Source organism: Cupriavidus basilensis OR16 (genome assembly GCF_000243095.1).
Lineage (GTDB): Bacteria > Pseudomonadota > Gammaproteobacteria > Burkholderiales > Burkholderiaceae > Cupriavidus > Cupriavidus basilensis_D.
Genome location: NZ_AHJE01000001.1, coordinates 80,319 through 95,821, shown reverse-complemented (window position 1 = coordinate 95,821; position 15,503 = coordinate 80,319). Strand labels below are relative to the sequence as shown.

The window sequence follows — 15,503 nt, the reverse complement described above, 5'->3', positions numbered from 1 at the left end:
CAGGTTATCTGAAAACTAAGCGTAAACCCTTGGTACAAACCATTCATTCGAAATTGAGCGCTGGGAGGGAAAGGCAGGAAAAGGCAGGCGAGGCGTGCCTGAAGACTCGGCGGGAAGGGCGCCGGGCCCGCCCGCCGTCAACGTCGCTGCGTTCAGGCCGCGACGTCGGTCGCGTAGCCCATGCCGCGCGAGATCTGCAGTGCGGTTTCCTTGAGGTTCTGCAGCCAACTGTCCTGCAGGCGGTCGGCGGGGGCCGAGAGCGAGAGCCCGGCCACCAGACGGCGCGAGTCATCGTAGATGCCGGCGGCGATGCAACGCACGCCAAGCTCCAGCTCTTCGTTGTCGCGCGCATAGCCGTTGGTGCGCACCCAGTTGAGCTCGCGCTCGAGCTTGATCAGGTCCGTGATCGAGGTGCGGGTGTGGCCGGCCAGCCCGGTGCGGGTGGCGTAGTTGCGCACCCGCGCGACTTCATCGGCGGCCAGGAACAGCTTGCCTACCGAGGTCAGGTGCAGCGGCGCGCGGCCGCCAATGGCGCGCACCACCTGCATGCCGGAGCGCTCGCTATAGGCGCGCTCGATGTAGACGATCTCGTCGCCTTGCCGCACTGACAGGTTCACCGTCTGGCCCGTCACGCGGTGCAGGGCCCGCATCGGTGCCAGCGCCGCGTCGCGCACCGACAGCCGGGCCTTGACCAGGTTGCCGAGTTCCAGCAGCCGCATGCCAAGGCGGTAGCTGCCCGGATCGGAGCGGTCGACAAAGCGGCAGGCCACCATGTCGTTGAGGATGCGGTGCGCGGTGGACGGGTGCAGCCCGGTGGTCAGCGACAGTTCCTTGAGGCTGACCGGATCAGCATGCTGGGCGAGCGCATCCAGCAGGGTCATCATGCGTTCGATGACCTGGATGGACGTCTTGCCTGGGGCTTTGTCTGCTTCTGCCATGGGGAAATGTTGCCGTGCGGCAAATTAAGCGGTTGCCTGATTCTATCTCGCATTGTGAAAATTTCAATAGGTGAAATGGCATTACCGAAAGAATCTTCGGAATTCGCCGACGACGGATGTGTCGGAAAAGGCATGCAGAAATGCGGCGAATTCCCCCCGGCCGTGCACGCTTTTGTATGCTGGCTGGTGCGCGAGGGCGCATAATTGCGGGGTTTCGGGGTCTGGAAAAGGGAAACAATGCGAGTTGGTCTGTTCGCCACCTGCCTGGTGGACCTCATGCGTCCGGAAATCGGCTTCTCGGTGCTCAAGTTGCTGGAGAAGGCTGGCTTTGAGGTGATGGTGCCTGAAGCCCAGACCTGTTGCGGCCAACCTGCCTACAACTCGGGCGAGCGCACGGCATCGCGCGACCTGGCGGAGAAATTCCTGCGCGAATTCGAGATGTTCGACTACGTGGTGATTCCGTCCGGATCCTGCGGCGGCATGGTGCTGCATCACTATGCCGATCTGCTCGGCGACGATCCCGAATTGAATGGCCGTTATGAAGGGCTGCGCTCGCGGGTGTTCGAGCTGACCGATTTCCTGGTCAACGTGGCCAAGCTGGGCGAGTTCGACTCAAAGTTCGCGGGCCGCATCACCTACCATGATTCCTGCTCTGGCTTGCGTGAGCTGGGCGTCAAGAGCCAGCCGCGCGCCCTCCTGGCGCAATTGCCCGGCGTGCAGTTGAGCGAGATGAAGGACTGCGAGGCCTGCTGCGGATTCGGCGGCACCTTCTCGGTCAAGTACGGCAATATCTCCACGGCCATCGTCGACGAGAAGTGCGTCAACATCAAGGCCAGCGGCGCCGATGCCGTGGTGCTCGGCGATCTCGGCTGCATGCTCAATATCGAAGGGCGCCTGCGCAGGACCGGCGACACGCGCACGCAGGTGCTGCATATCGCCCAGGTATTGGCAGGCGACGCCTGAGCCCGCGAGATAAAAACAAACCTTAGCGAGATCCCCGCTATGCAAGTTCGCAGCATGGAATTCAAGGCGCGCGCGGGCCAGAAGCTGGCCGACCAGCGCCTGCAGCAGAACCTCAAGAAGCTCTCCACCAAGTTCGTCACGGCGCGCGCCGATGCCATCCGCGATATCGATTTCGATGCCACCCGCGAGGCCCTCAAGGAGCGCCGCGACCGTGCGCTGCAGAACCTCGATGTCTGGCTCGCTACCTTCGAGGAAAACGCCACGCGCCGCGGCGCCACCGTGCTGTTGCCGAGACCACGGCCGACGCCGCGCGGCTGGTGGCGCAGATCGCGCAGAAGCACGGCGTGAAGAAGGTCATCAAGAGCAAGTCGATGGTGACCGAAGAAATGCGCCTGAACCAAGTGCTGGGCGAGATGGGCGTGCAGAGCATCGAGACGGATCTGGGTGAGTACATCCTGCAGATCAACGATGCCGAGCCGCCGTCGCACATCATTGCCCCGGTCGTGCACAAGGACAAGGAAGAGATCGCCGATCTCTTCGCCAAGGTGCACCACAAACCGCGCCTGACCGATATTTCCGAGATGACACGCGAGGCGCGCGAAGTCCTGCGCCCGGAATTCCTGTCCGCCGACATGGGCGTGACCGGTGGCAACTTCATCATTGCCGAGACTGGTTCGGTCGCGGTGGTGACCAATGAAGGCAACGAAGGCATGTGCACGGTGATGCCGCGCGTGCACGTGGCCGTGACCGGCATCGAGAAGGTGCTGCCGACGCTGGAGGACCTGGCCACCGTGATGCGGCTGCTGCCGCGCTCGGCCACCGGCCAGGCCATCTCGAATTATTTCTCGCTGCTGACCGGCCCGCGCGCGCAGGGCGAGCGCGACGGCCCCGAGCATATGTATTTCGTGCTGGTCGACGGCGGGCGCAGCGGCCTGATCGGCGGCGATTTCCAGGACATGCTGCGCTGCATCCGCTGCGGCGCCTGCATGAACCACTGCCCGGTGTACCAGAAGATCGGCGGCCATGCCTACGGCTGGGTCTACCCGGGCCCCATGGGCAGCGTGCTGACGCCGAGCTATGTCGGCATCGCCAACGCACTGGACCTGCCGCAGGCGGCCACGCTGTGCGGCGAGTGCAACCGCGTGTGCCCGGCGTCGATTCCGCTGTCGGACCTGCTGCGCAAGCTGCGCGAGAAGCAAATGGAGCGCGGCCTGCGTCCCTGGCAGGAGCGGCTCGGGCTGCAAGTGTGGGGCTACGTGGCGCGCCGCCCGGGGCTCTACGCCTTCGCACCCGCATCGGCGCGCGCTTGCTCTCGCGCATGGCGGCAGCAGCAAGCTGATTGCCAGCTTGCCGATGGCTGGCCGCGGCTGGACCGAGACCCGCGACCTGCCGGCACCGAGCGGACGCACGTTCCGCGAACTTTACAAGGAAAGGAGGGCCCGTTGATGGCTACGACGACAAGCAATGCGCCGGCGCTGGCAAGCATGCGCACCGCACTCGATCAACATCTCGGCGGCAAGCTTGCCGCCGATGGCCTGGTGCGCAGCTGGCGCGAGGCCGCCCCGGGCCTGGTGCTGCCTCCGATGTTCGGGCAAGCAATGGAAGAGTTGCTGCGCCGGCTGGAGATGTCGGCGGTCTTTGCGCAGGATAGCTGCTCGTTCTCGAGCACAGCCGTCACTGACCAGCTCAAGCGCTGGCTGGACAAGGCGGCCACTGCTTGATCAGCCACACGCCTTGCCGAATGCAAAAGGCCCCCGCCGAGCGGGGGCCTTTTGCATGGTGCGTGGCTAAGCGAGCGAAGCGCGAGGCTCAGCCCAGCAGCAGGGCATCATCATCCAGCTGCTCATGCCGCGTCTGCTCGAACATGCGCAGCAAATCCGGCACGTCCAGCCCGGCGCGCTGGTCGCCCGACACGTCCAGCACCACCTGGCCCTGATGCAGCATCACCGTACGTTGCCCGTAGTCCAGTGCCTGGCGCATGCTGTGCGTGACCATCATCGTGGTGAGCTTGGCATCCTCCACGATCTTGGCGGTCAGTTCCAGCACGAAGGCGGCGGTCTTCGGGTCCAGCGCGGCGGTGTGCTCGTCGAGCAGCAGGATGCGCGAGGGCTGCAGCGAGGCCATCAGCAGGCTCACCGCCTGGCGCTGGCCGCCCGAGAGCAGGCCGATGCGGTCGGTCAGGCGATTTTCCAGGCCGAGGTTCAGCAGGCGTAGCTTGTCGCGGAACAGCTCGCGCGAGGGCTTGTTCAGCGCCGCGCGAAAGCCGCGGCGGCTGCCGCGCGCCATGGCCAGCGCCATGTTTTCCTCGATGGTGAGCGCCTCGCAGGTGCCCGCCATCGGGTCCTGGAACACGCGCGCCACCAGCGGGGCGCGGTCCCAGGCCGGCTTGCGCGTCACGTCGACGTCATCGATCGTGATGCGCCCGGTGTCCACCATCTGGTCGCCGCTGATGGCATTGAGGAAGGTGGATTTACCGGCGCCGTTGGAGCCGATCACGGCAACGAACTGGCCCGTCGGGATATCCAGGCTGAGGCCGCGCAGCGCGCGCGTCTCGATCGGGGTGCCGGGATTGAAGGTGAGTTTCAGGTCTTGTGCGCGCAGCATCTCAGGCACCTCCGTTCTTGCGGCCGAACAGCTTCTTGCGGGTCCCGGGCAGCACCAGGGCACCTGTCACCAGTACGGCGGTGACCAGGTTCAGGTCTTGTGCCTTGAGGCCGATGAACTCGCTGTTCAGGGCCAGCGCAATGAAGAAGCGGTAGAGGATGGCGCCCAGCACCACGGCCAGCGTGGTGTACACCAGCCGGCGCGCCGGCAGGATGCTCTCGCCGATGATCACCGCGGCCAGGCCGATCACGATGGTGCCGATGCCCATGGAGATATCGGAGCCGCCCTGGGTCTGCGCGAACAATGCGCCCGCGAGAGCGACCAGGCCGTTGGACAGTGCCATGCCGGCCAGCGTGGCGCGGCCGGTGGCGATGCCCTGGGAGCGCGCCATGCGCGGGTTGGCGCCGGTGGCGCGCATGGCCAGGCCGAGCTGCGAGGAGAAGAACCAGTCCAGGCCGAGCTTGGCCACCACCACCACGATCAGCAGCAGCGCGGGGCGCAGCATGTAGTCGGGCAGCCAGTCGGGCTGCAGGATGGTGAAGATGGTGGATTCGGTGATCAGCGGCACGTTGGGCTTGCCCATGACGCGCAGGTTGATCGAGTACAGCGCGATCATCATCAGGATACTGGCCAGCAGGTCCATGATCTTGAGGCGCACATTGAGCCAGCCCGTCACAAAGCCGGCAAAGGCGCCCGCAACGATCGCCAGCCCGGTGGCGAGAAACGGATCCTGGCCCGAGGCGATGAGCGTGGCTGCCACGGCGCCGCCCAGGGGGAAGCTGCCGTCAACGGTCAGGTCGGGAAAGTTGAGGATGCGGAAGGAGATCAGCACCCCCAGGGCGACGAGGCTGAAGATCAGGCCGATCTCCAGGGCGCCCAGCAGGGAAAAGAGGGACATGGGGGAAATCCAGTTGCTTGTGTCCGGCACGGGAGGCCGAATCGGAAAACGCCTGGCGTGCTGCCCGGGTAGGGCGGCGCGGCGCAGGCGTTTCCGGGGGGCGGGCCCGGATAGAGCCACCTGCGCGCGAACGCGCAGGATCAGCGTGCCGTGATTACTTGATGACAGTCTTCGCTTCCTTGACCAGCTCCGGCGAGAGCGTCACGCCTTGCTTCTCGGCCGCGCTGGTGTTCACGAACAGCTCCAGCTTGTCGCTGGTCTCGGAGGCGATCGCGCCGGGCTTTTCGCCCTTCAGGATGCGGACCACCACCTTGCCGGTCTGGTGGCCGAGGTCGCCGTAGTTGATGCCCAGTGCCGCGATGGCGCCGCGCTTCACGCTGTCGGTATCGGAAGCCACCAGCGGGATCTTCGACTCGTTGGCCACCTTGACCAGCGCTTCGTACGCCGACACCACGTTGTTGTCGGTGTTGGTGTAGATCACGTCGACCTTGCCGATCAGGCTCTTGGCGGCGGCGCCGATGTCGACCGTGCGGGGGGCGGCGGCCTCTTTCAGCGTCATGCCTTCCTTGGCCAGCAGCGCCTTCAGTTCCTTGACCACCACCACCGAGTTGGCTTCACCCGGGTTGTAGACCATGCCGACGGTCTTGGCCTTGGGCACGACGCGCTTGATCAGGGCAACCTGGCGGTCCAGCGGCAGCTTGTCCGAGACGCCGGTCACATTGGTGCCGGTTGCACTCCAGGTCTTGACCAGCTGGGCGGCGACCGGATCGGTCACGCCGGAGTACACCACCGGCACCGACTTGGTGGCCGCTACCACGGCCTGCGCCGACGGCGTGGCGATGGCGACGATCACATTGGGCTGGTCGCCGACGAACTTGCGGGCGATCTGAGCGGCGGTGCCCGTATTGCCCTGCGCGCTCTGGTATTCCCACTTCAGGCTCTTGTCGGCGTCAAAGCCGGCGGTCTTCAGCTCGTCGCGCACGCCATCGCGGATGGCGTCCAGCGCGGGATGGTCGACGATCGAGAGCACCTTGACGGTCTGGGCCTGCACGGCGCCACCATACAGCAGCGCGAGGGCGACGGCGCTGCCCAGGATGGTCTTGGTCGATGTCTTGAGACACTTCATAGTTTTTAATCTCCCCCGGATATGGGTTCTGGGTGATGAGCCGCGTTTCGTTCTCGATAAGAACTGGTCCGCCGTCCTGCCCGGCGGCGCGCTGCGCCGGCCGGCCGGTCCGTTGTGTGGGCGATACGCCAGGCGGCAGGCTGGAGGACGCTCTTGTACAGCGGATACGACGGCGATAAGCCTGCGAGGATACCATTTTCGAGGCGATTTTTGCCTTGTTTTGCCCCGTTCCCGCTGGTCGGTGGGGGAAAACGGCAAGCCCGGAGCACGCCATGGGCGGCTCCGGGTGGCGCACCGTCGCGGGTGCCTTGAACGCGGAAACGTTACTGCGCCGGATTGTGGATTTCGGCGTGGATGCGGGCAATGGCCGCAGTCACCGCTTCGGGCAGCGGCGTTTGCCAGGCATCGATGTTCTCGCGCAGTTGTTCCAGCGATGTGGCGCCGACGATGGTGCTCGCCGCGAACCAGCGCGAGTAGCTCCAGGCCAGCGCCAGCGTTGCCGGCGAGAGGCCATGTTCGCGTGCCAGCGTCACATAGCGGGCGGCCGCGGCCAGGCTTTCCGGGCGCAGGTAGCGCGGGCTCCAGTCGGGCGGGAAGCGCGTCAGGCGGCCCTTGGCGTGCGCGTCGAACACCGGGTGGGCGAGATCGCCGCCGAGGTACTTGCCGGTGAGCTGGCCAAAGGCCAGCGGGCTGTACACCAGCAGGCTCACGTCGGTACGGAAGCACGCCTCGTCCAGGCCCTGCTCGAAGCTGCGGTTCAGCAGGTTGTACGGGTTCTGGACAGTGGCGATGCGCGGCAGGCCGTGCAGCTCAGCCTGCTTGACGAACTCGGCCACGCCCCACGGCGTTTCATTCGAGACGCCGACATAGCGGATCTTGCCCGCGCGCACCAGTTCGCCCATGGCTTCGAGCTGCGCCTGGATCGAGGCGCACTCGCGCTCATTGGCCGGATCGAACTGCTTTTGCCCGAAAATGGGCGCGTTGCGAGCGGGCCAGTGGATCTGGTACAGGTCGATGTAGTCGGTCTGCAGGCGGGCCAGCGAGGCGTCCACCGCCGCGCGGATGCTGTCCGGGGTCAGGTCGCCGCCATTGCGGATCCACGGCATGCGCGCCGGGCCGGCTACCTTGGTGGCCAGCACGATGCGCTCGCGCTGCTGGCGCTTGAGCCAGGTGCCGACGATGCGTTCGGTGCTGCCATAGGTCTCGGCGCGAGGCTTGACCGGATACATCTCGGCGGTATCGATGAAGTTGATGCCGCGCGACACCGCGTAGTCGAGCTGGCTATGGCCTTCGGCTTCGGTGTTCTGCTCGCCGAAGGTCATGGTGCCGAGGCAGATGCGCGAGACCTGCAGGTCGCTGCGCCCAAGACGGGTGGTTTCCATGGCTATCCTTGTGAGGCTAGGGTGATAAGGCGCGAAATCCGGCTCGGGGCCGGCTCAGGGCCGGCGCTGTCAGGCGCGCAGCGCGGCGGCGCATTCCTTGACCAGCACCGGGCCGCGGTAGATCAGCCCGCTGTACACCTGCACCAGCTGCGCGCCGGCCGCGATCTTGGCTTGCGCATCGGCGCCGCTGAAGATGCCGCCCACGCCCACGATGGGCACCGCGTCCCCAACCACCGCGCGCAGGCCCCTGACCACCCGCGTGGACGACTCGAACACCGGCCGGCCCGACAGCCCGCCGGCTTCCTCGCCATGCGGCAGGCCCTTGACGGCGTCGCGGGCAATGGTGGTGTTGGTGGCGATCACGCCGTCGATCCGGTGGCGCACCAGCGCGTCGCCGATATTGCCGATCTGGTCGGCGTCGAGGTCCGGGGCAATCTTGAGCGCGAGAGGCACGTAGCGCTTGTACTTGTCGGCCAGGCGTTGCTGCGCATCCTTGAGCGTGGAAAGCAGGTGATCGAGCTCGCTGGCACCCTGCAGCTGGCGCAGGTTCTTGGTGTTCGGCGACGAGATATTGACGGTGACATAGCTGGCGTGCGGGTAGACCCGTTCCAGGCAGTGGAGGTAATCGTCCACCGCGCGCTCGATCGGCGTATCCGCGTTCTTGCCGATATTCAGGCCCAGCACGCCGCCTTCGGCCTTCCAGCGCGAGGCATTCACGTTGGCGATAAAGGCATCCACGCCGCCGTTGTTGAAGCCCATGCGGTTGATCAGCGCATCGGCCTGCGGCAGGCGGAACATGCGCGGACGCGGGTTGCCCGCCTGCGGGCGCGGCGTTACGGTGCCCACCTCGATAAAGCCGAAGCCGAAGGCGGCCAGCCCGTCGATGTACGCGCCATCCTTGTCGAGCCCGGCGGCCAGGCCAACCGGGTTGGGGAAGCGCACGCCCATCACCGTGCGCGGGTCATCGGCGATGGTATTGCCAATGCAGCCCGCCAGCCCCATGCGTTTGGCGCGGAGCAGGTTGTTGAGGGTGAAATGGTGAGCGTCCTCCGCATCCATCGAGAACAGGGCGGGGCGAAACAGGGGGTAGAGCGCGTTCAGCACAGGGAATCAGCTTGGAAGTCGTGACCAAGGCGGCATTGTAACGGTTGGGCCGGATCGGGTACGGCCACCAGGGGCGGGCGCGAACTGCGCAGGCTATCCGCTACAGGTTGTTTTGCGGGGCTTGCTCGCCGGGCTGCGGCGGAACGACGGGCACGGCGGTGGGCGACGCCATGGCGGTGGCTGCATCCCGCGGCGACTCCGGCGCCCCATCGAACGCTCGCCACTGGTTTGCGGTCAGCACCTGCAGCGGCTGGTAGCGCGCCTTATAGGCCATTTTGCGGCTATCGGCAATCCAGTAGCCAAGGTACAGGTGCGCCAGGGCGAGCTCGCGGGCCTGCTGGATCTGCCACAGGATGTTGTAGGTGCCGTAGCTGGCGTGCACCTCCAGCGGATCGTAGAAGGTGTAGACCGACGACAGGCCGTCGTCGAGCACATCGATCATGCTGACCATGCGCAGCCGCCCGGCCTCGGGCGAGCCCGGCGGCTCGCGGAATTCAACCAGCCGCGAGTTGACCCGGCTTTGCAGCAGGAACTGCTCGTACTGGTCGCGGCTGTCCTGGTCCATGCCGCCGCCGGCGTGGCGCATCGACTGGTACAGCAGGTAGAGCGAATAATGCTCTTCCACATAGGTCAGCGGCGCCACCAGCGCCTGCAGGCTGCCGTGCTGGCGCCAGGCCCGGCGCTGGCTGCGGTCCGGGCGGAACTGGTCCACCACCACGCGGCTGGTAGGTGAAGATGCCGCTGCGCCGGAAGCCGGCGCGCACCAGCCGCGAATAGACATCGGCGTTGATCAGGTGGGCGGGCGTGGCCACCTGCGAGCGTGCCATGCGGCCATCGAGGTAGCTGCAAGCGTAGGGTGCCGTAGCGTAGAACTGCAGCGCGGAAAGGGGTAGTTCCTTTAGCTTGCTCATGGGTCTGCAACGGCCAGGGATGAAACAACAACGCGAGGAAACGCCGTTCGCGCTACGTCTTGCACCTTACGTCTGCGTCCATCTTTGCAGCACGGTCTTGTCGAAGCCCCACGGCACGATATCCGGCTGGCGGGTGGCGATGCGGATATGGGCCGCGAACTCCGCGCGCGGGATGGGACTCGCCCCGAGCGAAGCCAGGTGATCGGTTTCCTGCTGGCAGTCTATCATCGCCACGTCGTGGTTGCCGAGGAACGCGCACAGCGCGGCCAGGGCGATCTTGGAGGCATCGGTGCGCCGCGCGAACATCGATTCGCCGTAGAACATCCGCCCGAGCGCCACGCCGTACAAGCCGCCCGCGCGCTCGCCCTGGTACCAGGTCTCCACGCAATGGGCCAAGCCGTTACGATGCAGTGCACCATAGGCGGCAATGATGTCCTCCGTGATCCAGGTGCCGTGCTGGCCATCGCGCGGGGTTTCCGCGCAGGCCTGCATCACCGCGATGAAGTCGTCGTCGACGCGGACTTCCCAGTCGGGATCGCGCAGCACGCGCTTGAGCGTCTTGCGGAAGGTGCTGGAAACGCGCAGCGCCTGCGGCGGCAGCACCATGCGGGGATCGGTACTCCACCACAACACCGGCTGGCCTTCGGCGTACCAGGGGAAGATGCCTTGCCGGTAGGCCAGCAACAGGCGCTGGGCTGACAGCTCGCGGCTGGCTGCAAGCAAGCCGGGCGCATCGGAGCCCGGGCCGAGCGCACGCTCGACCGGCGGGAACGGATCATGCGGATCCAGCCAGGTGATCATGCGGGGCGTGCGGGCAGCTTGCCCGTGTTCAGGGTTCGACCGTGGCCCGGGTGGTCAGCGGGCGCATCGGCTTGTCGATATCCAGGCTATGCAGGCGGAAGGTGCCGTCGGCCAGCCGTCCCGCCGCGCGATCCGCAAAGAAACAGCGCAGCGAATGGATCACGGTGGGAAAGGCCAGTTCGTCCCAGGGCACATCGGCTTCCTCGACCAGCTTCACCTCCAGGCTCTCCTCGCCCGCCGAGATGTCCAGGTCCTCCAGCGTTGCCAGGTAGAACATGTGCACTTGATGCACATGCGGCACATTCAGGATCGAGAACAGTTCGCCCACCTGCACCCGTGCCCCGGCTTCCTCCAGCGTCTCGCGCGCGGCGCCCTGCGCGGTGGTCTCACCGATCTCCATGAAGCCGGCAGGCAGCGTCCAGAAGCCGTAGCGCGGCTCGATGGCGCGCTTGCACAGCAGGACCTTGTCCTCCCACACGGGAATGGTGCCGACCACATTGCGCGGGTTGACGTAGTGGATGGTGCTGCAGTTGTCGCACACTGAACGCAGGCGCGTGTCGCCTTCTGGGATGCGCAGCACGACCGCATGGCCGCAGTTCGAGCAGAATTTCATGAGGGGCGTCCGGGAGGAATGGCGAAAGTGTATCACCGCCGATGGGGGCTGCCGGGGGTGGAATGCTAGTTTGGGGTGGGGTCGCGCGCGGCATCGCACCGAAGTCGAGCGCCCGGCGCACAAAAAAAAACGCCCGGTATTGGGCGTTGGTTTGCTTTGCATTCGACCGTGACTGCATTGGCATGCAGGCGTTTAGCAGCAGGTCATCGCGCTGCCAGATGACCCGGTCTTGCCGTACGGTCAGCATCCAGGTGGTGGTGGCGCGCGGCTGCGGGTCGGCGAAGGCGCGTGGGGTCAGCAGCGCGCCACAGGCGCCGTGCTCCGGGTCGCGCACCGAGGTGTAGCGGATCATGCCGATGCCGGCCTCGCGCGCCGTGCGGGCCAGGGCCTGGCAGGCCTCATATTGGTCGGGGTCGGTCCACTTCGCTGCGTCCTCGGAGAAGGGCGGTGCATCGAGCGCGATGCCTTCGGTGCGCACGCTGACCTGGAACAAGGTGTGGGGCCGGGCGTCGATGCGCGGCAGTGCCGGGCTGTCCAGCAGGAAGCGCCAGCGCCAGTAGCCAAGCTCGGCGCAGGCGGTGCGGATGTCGTCCGCACCGTAGAACACACCGGGATCCTGCTCGGCACGAAAGCGCGAGCCCCAGGGCGAGGGCGGGTAGCGAAAGGGCGTGAACAGCAGGTAGTGGAGGTGGCGTGCGTCGGCGGGCACCGCAGGCTTGCGGGCGTCGAGCACAGCTTCCAGCACGGCTTGCTCCTCCAGGCTGTCGACCAGCGGCATCGTCGACACGACGTGCTGGGCCTCTACCGCTCGCCAGAGCGTGAGCGCAAACGGCTTGCGCTCAGATGCGACCGCGGGTGGCATCCAGATAGTGAACGACACGTACCAGGCCCTCGGTTGTGCGGATCAGGTCAAGCGGCTTGCCGCCCAACGCCAGGTTTTCGTTGGCCAGCCAGAGGCGGGCCTGGTCACTGTGGCCGAGGATGGCGTCGAGCGAGCGGAACAGGCGGACGAACAGCACGCCGAACTCCCATTCCTTGCGGTGCGCATCGAGCACATAGCCCCCGGAACCCATGCGCGACACGGAGGCGGTGCTGATGCCCAGCACATTGGCCACGCCGGCCTGGCTGATGCCAAGGAAGCCGGCCGCGCGCATGACCGCCTTGGTGAGGGTGGTGCCGGGGTCCGGACTACCGGCAGGAAGATGCTCGGGGACTTGCCTGGGTTGCATCGCCTTGCTCCTGTTTCTTCAGAAACATTATAGGCGGCTCGTTTCGTAAGGGAAGCAGTAAAACGCCGCCGCCATCTGCATGATTCAGCGGCTTGGCCCGCTGCGAAAGGGGCGCTTGTGCTGTAAGCGATTTTTCTGCTGCGGGCTGCGTCGCGTTGGGCGCGGGGCGCGGGGAGCGGGGAGTGGGCTCCCCGCGGAATCAATACGTCTCGATATGCAGCCGTCCCTCAGCCTTCATGGTGGTTTCCAGCTCACGCCAGGCCAGCCCGGCGCCGGCGCAGACTTCCCCGAACGCGGCCAGCACGCCGTCCTCCATCCCCTTGAGTCCGCAAATATAGACGTGGCCATGCGGGTCGTTCAGCAGCCCCGCCACGCGCGCGCCGGCTTCGCGGATGGCGTCCTGCACGTAGCGCCGGGGCTGGCCGGGATCGCGCGAGAAAGCGAAATGAATATCGAGCAAGCTCGGCGGCAGTTTCATCAGCGGGCCGAAGTAGGGCAGTTCCCGCGCATTGCGGGCGCCGAAGAACAGCATGCGCTGCCCGTCGAACTGCGCCAGGTTGCGCCGCATGCGCTCGGTCATGGCGCGCATGGGCGCCGAGCCAGTGCCGGTGCAGATCATCATGACGCTGGCTTCGCGATGGTTCGGCATGAGGAAGGTGCTGCCGAACGGGCCGACCACGCGCACTTCGTCGCCACGAGCGAGGTCGCACAGGAAGTTGGATGCCACGCCGCGCACCGGCCGTCCTTCGTGATCCTGCTCGACGCGCTTGACCGTCAGCGCTAGGTTGTTGTAGCCCGGCCGCTCGCCGTCGCGCGGGCTGGCGATGGAATACATGCGGATGTAGTGCGGCTTGCCGGCTGCGTCGGTGCCCGGCGGCACGATGCCGATGGCCTGGCCTTCCAGTACCGGGAAAAAGTGCTGTCCAAAGTCCAGCACGAGGTGATGCACGTCGCTCGATGCGTCTTCGGCGGTCAGGCGATAGTTGCCGGCCACGGTGGCGGTGACGGGGGCGCGCACGCCGTGCAGGTTGACGTACGGATGCGCCGCCGACCATGGCGCCTTGGGCGAGGTGTGGCGGCTGGCTTCCACCTGCTGGGTTTGCGGCTCTTGGCCGGTTTCCGGCAAGGATGCATCCGGCGCGGTCCCGGTCTCCACGTCTGCCGGCAGGGGCAGGCTGGCGGGGAGTTCGTCCCACAGCAACTGCGTCTCGATCGGGTACGCCTCGCTTTTCAGCATCGTGCGCCAGTTGTCGATGGCGCCGGTGGGGCATGGCCCCAGGCAGGCGCCGCAGCCGTTGCACACGTCGGCCCTGACCACGTAGTTGCGCTCGTCATGGGTGATCGCGTCGATCGGGCAGGCGTCTTCGCAGGTGTTGCAGCGGATACAGATCTCGGGGTCGATCAGGTGCTGCTTGATGATGTCGGGGGCGCCCATCGCTTTGGTCTCCTTGGCGCGCGGCCGGTCTGTCGCCGCCGCTGCGCCGCATGTTGGCAGTGTCAGTTGAAGCGTACGTATTCGAAGTCCATCGGCTGGCGGTTGACGCCCACCATCGGCGGGGCGATCCAGTTGGCGTACTTGCCGGGCTCGGTGACCCGGCCCATCAGCGAGGCCACGAAGGCGCGATCCTCGTCGGTCGCCAGCCACTCGCGCTCGCCGGCTTGCCATTGCGCTTCGGTGAGCAACTCGCCCGCGGGCGAGACATGGACGTTGGCCAGGCTGCCGATCTTGCGGTTGAACGCCTTGTGCGGCACTGTCATGCGCAATGCGATGCCATGCTTCTCGATCACCTTGTTCCAGCGCGCCACGCCGCCGAGCGTGTCCTTGACATAGTCGTCGCGCAGCACCTCGTTGAGCGCGTTGAGCATGGGCACCTCGCGCTCGCCCAGGCGGCCGTCGGTGACATCAAGGATGCGGTACACGTCGCCCTTGAGCATGTGGTCGTCGCCGCGCTTGCCTTCTTCGAAGCGGCCCTTGAGCCCGGCGCTGTAGAAGGTCGCGGCGTTGGACGACTGGTCGGCCCCGAACAGGTCGATGGTCACGCTGTAGTGGAAATTGAGGTAGCGCTGGATGGTCTCGAGATCGATCACGCCCGCGGCGCGCACGTCCGCGGGATCCTGGATATCGCGCTCGCGCATCACTTCGCAGGTGCGCTGGATCACGCGGGAGATGCCGGATTCACCCACGAACATGTGGTGGGCTTCTTCGGTCAGCATGAAGCGCGTGGTGCGCGCCAGCGGGTCGAAGCTGGATTCGGCCAGTGCGCAAAGCTGGAACTTGCCGTCGCGGTCGGTGAAGTGGGTGAACATGAAGAAGGCCAGCCAGTCCGGCGTGCGCTCGTTGAAGGCGCCCAGGATGCGCGGGTTGTCTTCGTCGCCGGAGCGCCGGCCCAGCAACGCTTCGGCCTCTTCCCGCCCGTCGCGCCCAAAATGGCGATGCAGCAGATACACCATGGCCCACAGGTGGCGGCCCTCTTCCACGTTGACCTGGAACAGGTTGCGCAGGTCGTAGAGCGAGGGGCACGTCATGCCCAGGTGGCGTTGCTGCTCCACCGAGGCCGGCTCGGTATCGCCCTGGGTGACGATGATGCGCCGCAGGTTGGCGCGATGCTCGCCCGGCACTTCCTGCCAGGCCGCTTCGCCCTTGTGCTCGCCGAAATGGATGCGGCGTGCCGGGTCGGCGGGCTGGAGGAAGATACCCCAGCGATAGTCCGGCATCTTGACGTGGTCGAAGTGCGCCCAGCCGGAAGGATCGACCGAAACCGCCGTGCGCAGGTAGACATCGTGCTGTTGCGAGCCTTCAGGCCCCATGTCGCGCCACCAGTCGAGAAAGGCGGGCTGCCAATGTTCGAGCGCGCGCTGCAGCGCGCGGTCGTCGGACAGGTTGACGTTGTTCGGGATCTTCTGGCTGTAGTCGATGCTCACGGGGTTGTCTCC

At 66.2% G+C, this 15,503-nt stretch carries 13 protein-coding genes and 3 pseudogenes; 3 read left to right on the top strand and 13 right to left on the bottom strand.

The window, feature by feature from the left end:
- Positions 1 to 152: 152 nt before the first annotated feature.
- Positions 153 to 938 (bottom strand): IclR family transcriptional regulator, encoded by a 786-nt coding sequence (locus OR16_RS00400; RefSeq protein ID WP_006155981.1) that lies wholly within the window; start codon positions 936 to 938, stop codon positions 153 to 155.
- 237 nt (positions 939 to 1,175) lie between these two features.
- On the opposite strand from OR16_RS00400, the gene OR16_RS00395 reads away from it, so the two are divergent.
- The 3 genes and pseudogenes from OR16_RS00395 to OR16_RS00385 all read left to right on the top strand — a co-directional run bounded on the left by OR16_RS00395 (position 1,176) and on the right by OR16_RS00385 (position 3,622).
- Positions 1,176 to 1,901, top strand: coding sequence for a (Fe-S)-binding protein (locus tag OR16_RS00395; protein ID WP_006155978.1), 726 nt, complete (start codon positions 1,176 to 1,178; stop codon positions 1,899 to 1,901).
- A 39-nt stretch (positions 1,902 to 1,940) separates the two neighbouring features.
- A pseudogene (locus OR16_RS00390) lies at positions 1,941 to 3,347 on the top strand (LutB/LldF family L-lactate oxidation iron-sulfur protein).
- Positions 3,347 to 3,622: a hypothetical protein gene (locus tag OR16_RS00385; RefSeq protein WP_043417844.1), complete on the top strand. Its 276-nt coding sequence runs from the start codon at positions 3,347 to 3,349 to the stop codon at positions 3,620 to 3,622. The pseudogene OR16_RS00390 and the gene OR16_RS00385 overlap by 1 nt, the downstream one beginning before the upstream one ends.
- An 88-nt stretch (positions 3,623 to 3,710) precedes the next feature.
- On the opposite strand, the gene OR16_RS00380 is transcribed toward OR16_RS00385, so the two are convergent.
- The 12 genes and pseudogenes from OR16_RS00380 to boxB form a co-directional block, all read right to left on the bottom strand.
- Positions 3,711 to 4,505, bottom strand: coding sequence for an ABC transporter ATP-binding protein (locus OR16_RS00380; RefSeq protein WP_006155976.1), 795 nt, complete (start codon positions 4,503 to 4,505; stop codon positions 3,711 to 3,713).
- 1 nt (position 4,506) lies between these two features.
- Entirely contained in the window at positions 4,507 to 5,403 is an 897-nt protein-coding gene (locus tag OR16_RS00375) for an ABC transporter permease (protein WP_006155974.1), read from the bottom strand.
- 154 nt (positions 5,404 to 5,557) lie between these two features.
- Positions 5,558 to 6,529: an ABC transporter substrate-binding protein gene (locus tag OR16_RS00370; protein WP_006155973.1), complete on the bottom strand. Its 972-nt coding sequence runs from the start codon at positions 6,527 to 6,529 to the stop codon at positions 5,558 to 5,560.
- A 323-nt stretch (positions 6,530 to 6,852) separates the two neighbouring features.
- Positions 6,853 to 7,911 (bottom strand): aldo/keto reductase, encoded by a 1,059-nt coding sequence (locus tag OR16_RS00365; RefSeq protein WP_006155972.1) that lies wholly within the window; start codon positions 7,909 to 7,911, stop codon positions 6,853 to 6,855.
- Positions 7,912 to 7,980: 69 nt separating this feature from the next.
- On the bottom strand, positions 7,981 to 9,015 hold the full coding sequence (locus tag OR16_RS00360; protein ID WP_006155971.1) for a quinone-dependent dihydroorotate dehydrogenase: 1,035 nt from the start codon (positions 9,013 to 9,015) through the stop codon (positions 7,981 to 7,983).
- 100 nt (positions 9,016 to 9,115) lie between these two features.
- Positions 9,116 to 9,926, bottom strand: a pseudogene (locus OR16_RS00355) (arginyltransferase).
- 66 nt (positions 9,927 to 9,992) lie between these two features.
- Positions 9,993 to 10,727 (bottom strand): leucyl/phenylalanyl-tRNA--protein transferase, encoded by a 735-nt coding sequence (gene aat / locus OR16_RS00350; RefSeq protein WP_006155969.1) that lies wholly within the window; start codon positions 10,725 to 10,727, stop codon positions 9,993 to 9,995.
- Positions 10,728 to 10,755: 28 nt separating this feature from the next.
- Positions 10,756 to 11,340, bottom strand: a complete 585-nt coding sequence (locus OR16_RS00345) for an NUDIX hydrolase (RefSeq protein WP_043417840.1) — start codon at positions 11,338 to 11,340, stop codon at positions 10,756 to 10,758.
- A gap of 199 nt (positions 11,341 to 11,539) precedes the next feature.
- Positions 11,540 to 12,220 (bottom strand): annotated as a pseudogene (locus OR16_RS00340) (RES family NAD+ phosphorylase); the annotation flags it as partial.
- Complete coding sequence (locus tag OR16_RS00335; protein WP_006155966.1) at positions 12,180 to 12,569, bottom strand: MbcA/ParS/Xre antitoxin family protein; 390 nt, start codon at positions 12,567 to 12,569, stop codon at positions 12,180 to 12,182. The pseudogene OR16_RS00340 and the gene OR16_RS00335, both read right to left, overlap by 41 nt.
- 199 nt (positions 12,570 to 12,768) lie before the next feature.
- The gene (gene boxA / locus OR16_RS00330; RefSeq protein WP_006155964.1) at positions 12,769 to 14,004 is read right to left on the bottom strand and encodes a benzoyl-CoA 2,3-epoxidase subunit BoxA; all 1,236 of its coding nucleotides are present in this window, start codon (positions 14,002 to 14,004) and stop codon (positions 12,769 to 12,771) included.
- Positions 14,005 to 14,066: 62 nt separating this feature from the next.
- Positions 14,067 to 15,491, bottom strand: coding sequence for a benzoyl-CoA 2,3-epoxidase subunit BoxB (gene boxB, locus OR16_RS00325; RefSeq protein ID WP_006155962.1), 1,425 nt, complete (start codon positions 15,489 to 15,491; stop codon positions 14,067 to 14,069).
- Positions 15,492 to 15,503: the final 12 nt, after the last annotated feature.

What these genes read in the sequence shown, in the direction of transcription:
- OR16_RS00400 (WP_006155981.1), bottom strand. Translation starts at nt 938, where the DNA reads ATGGCAGAAGCAGACAAAGCCCCAGGCAAGACGTCCATCCAGGTCATC.
- OR16_RS00365 (WP_006155972.1), bottom strand. Translation starts at nt 7,911, where the DNA reads ATGGAAACCACCCGTCTTGGGCGCAGCGACCTGCAGGTCTCGCGCATC.
- OR16_RS00380 (WP_006155976.1), bottom strand. Translation starts at nt 4,505, where the DNA reads ATGCTGCGCGCACAAGACCTGAAACTCACCTTCAATCCCGGCACCCCG.
- OR16_RS00335 (WP_006155966.1), bottom strand. Translation starts at nt 12,569, where the DNA reads ATGCAACCCAGGCAAGTCCCCGAGCATCTTCCTGCCGGTAGTCCGGAC.
- OR16_RS00375 (WP_006155974.1), bottom strand. Translation starts at nt 5,403, where the DNA reads ATGTCCCTCTTTTCCCTGCTGGGCGCCCTGGAGATCGGCCTGATCTTC.
- boxA (WP_006155964.1), bottom strand. Translation starts at nt 14,004, where the DNA reads ATGGGCGCCCCCGACATCATCAAGCAGCACCTGATCGACCCCGAGATC.
- aat (WP_006155969.1), bottom strand. Translation starts at nt 10,727, where the DNA reads ATGATCACCTGGCTGGATCCGCATGATCCGTTCCCGCCGGTCGAGCGT.
- OR16_RS00345 (WP_043417840.1), bottom strand. Translation starts at nt 11,340, where the DNA reads ATGAAATTCTGCTCGAACTGCGGCCATGCGGTCGTGCTGCGCATCCCA.
- OR16_RS00395 (WP_006155978.1), top strand. Translation starts at nt 1,176, where the DNA reads ATGCGAGTTGGTCTGTTCGCCACCTGCCTGGTGGACCTCATGCGTCCG.
- OR16_RS00370 (WP_006155973.1), bottom strand. Translation starts at nt 6,529, where the DNA reads ATGAAGTGTCTCAAGACATCGACCAAGACCATCCTGGGCAGCGCCGTC.
- OR16_RS00385 (WP_043417844.1), top strand. Translation starts at nt 3,347, where the DNA reads ATGGCTACGACGACAAGCAATGCGCCGGCGCTGGCAAGCATGCGCACC.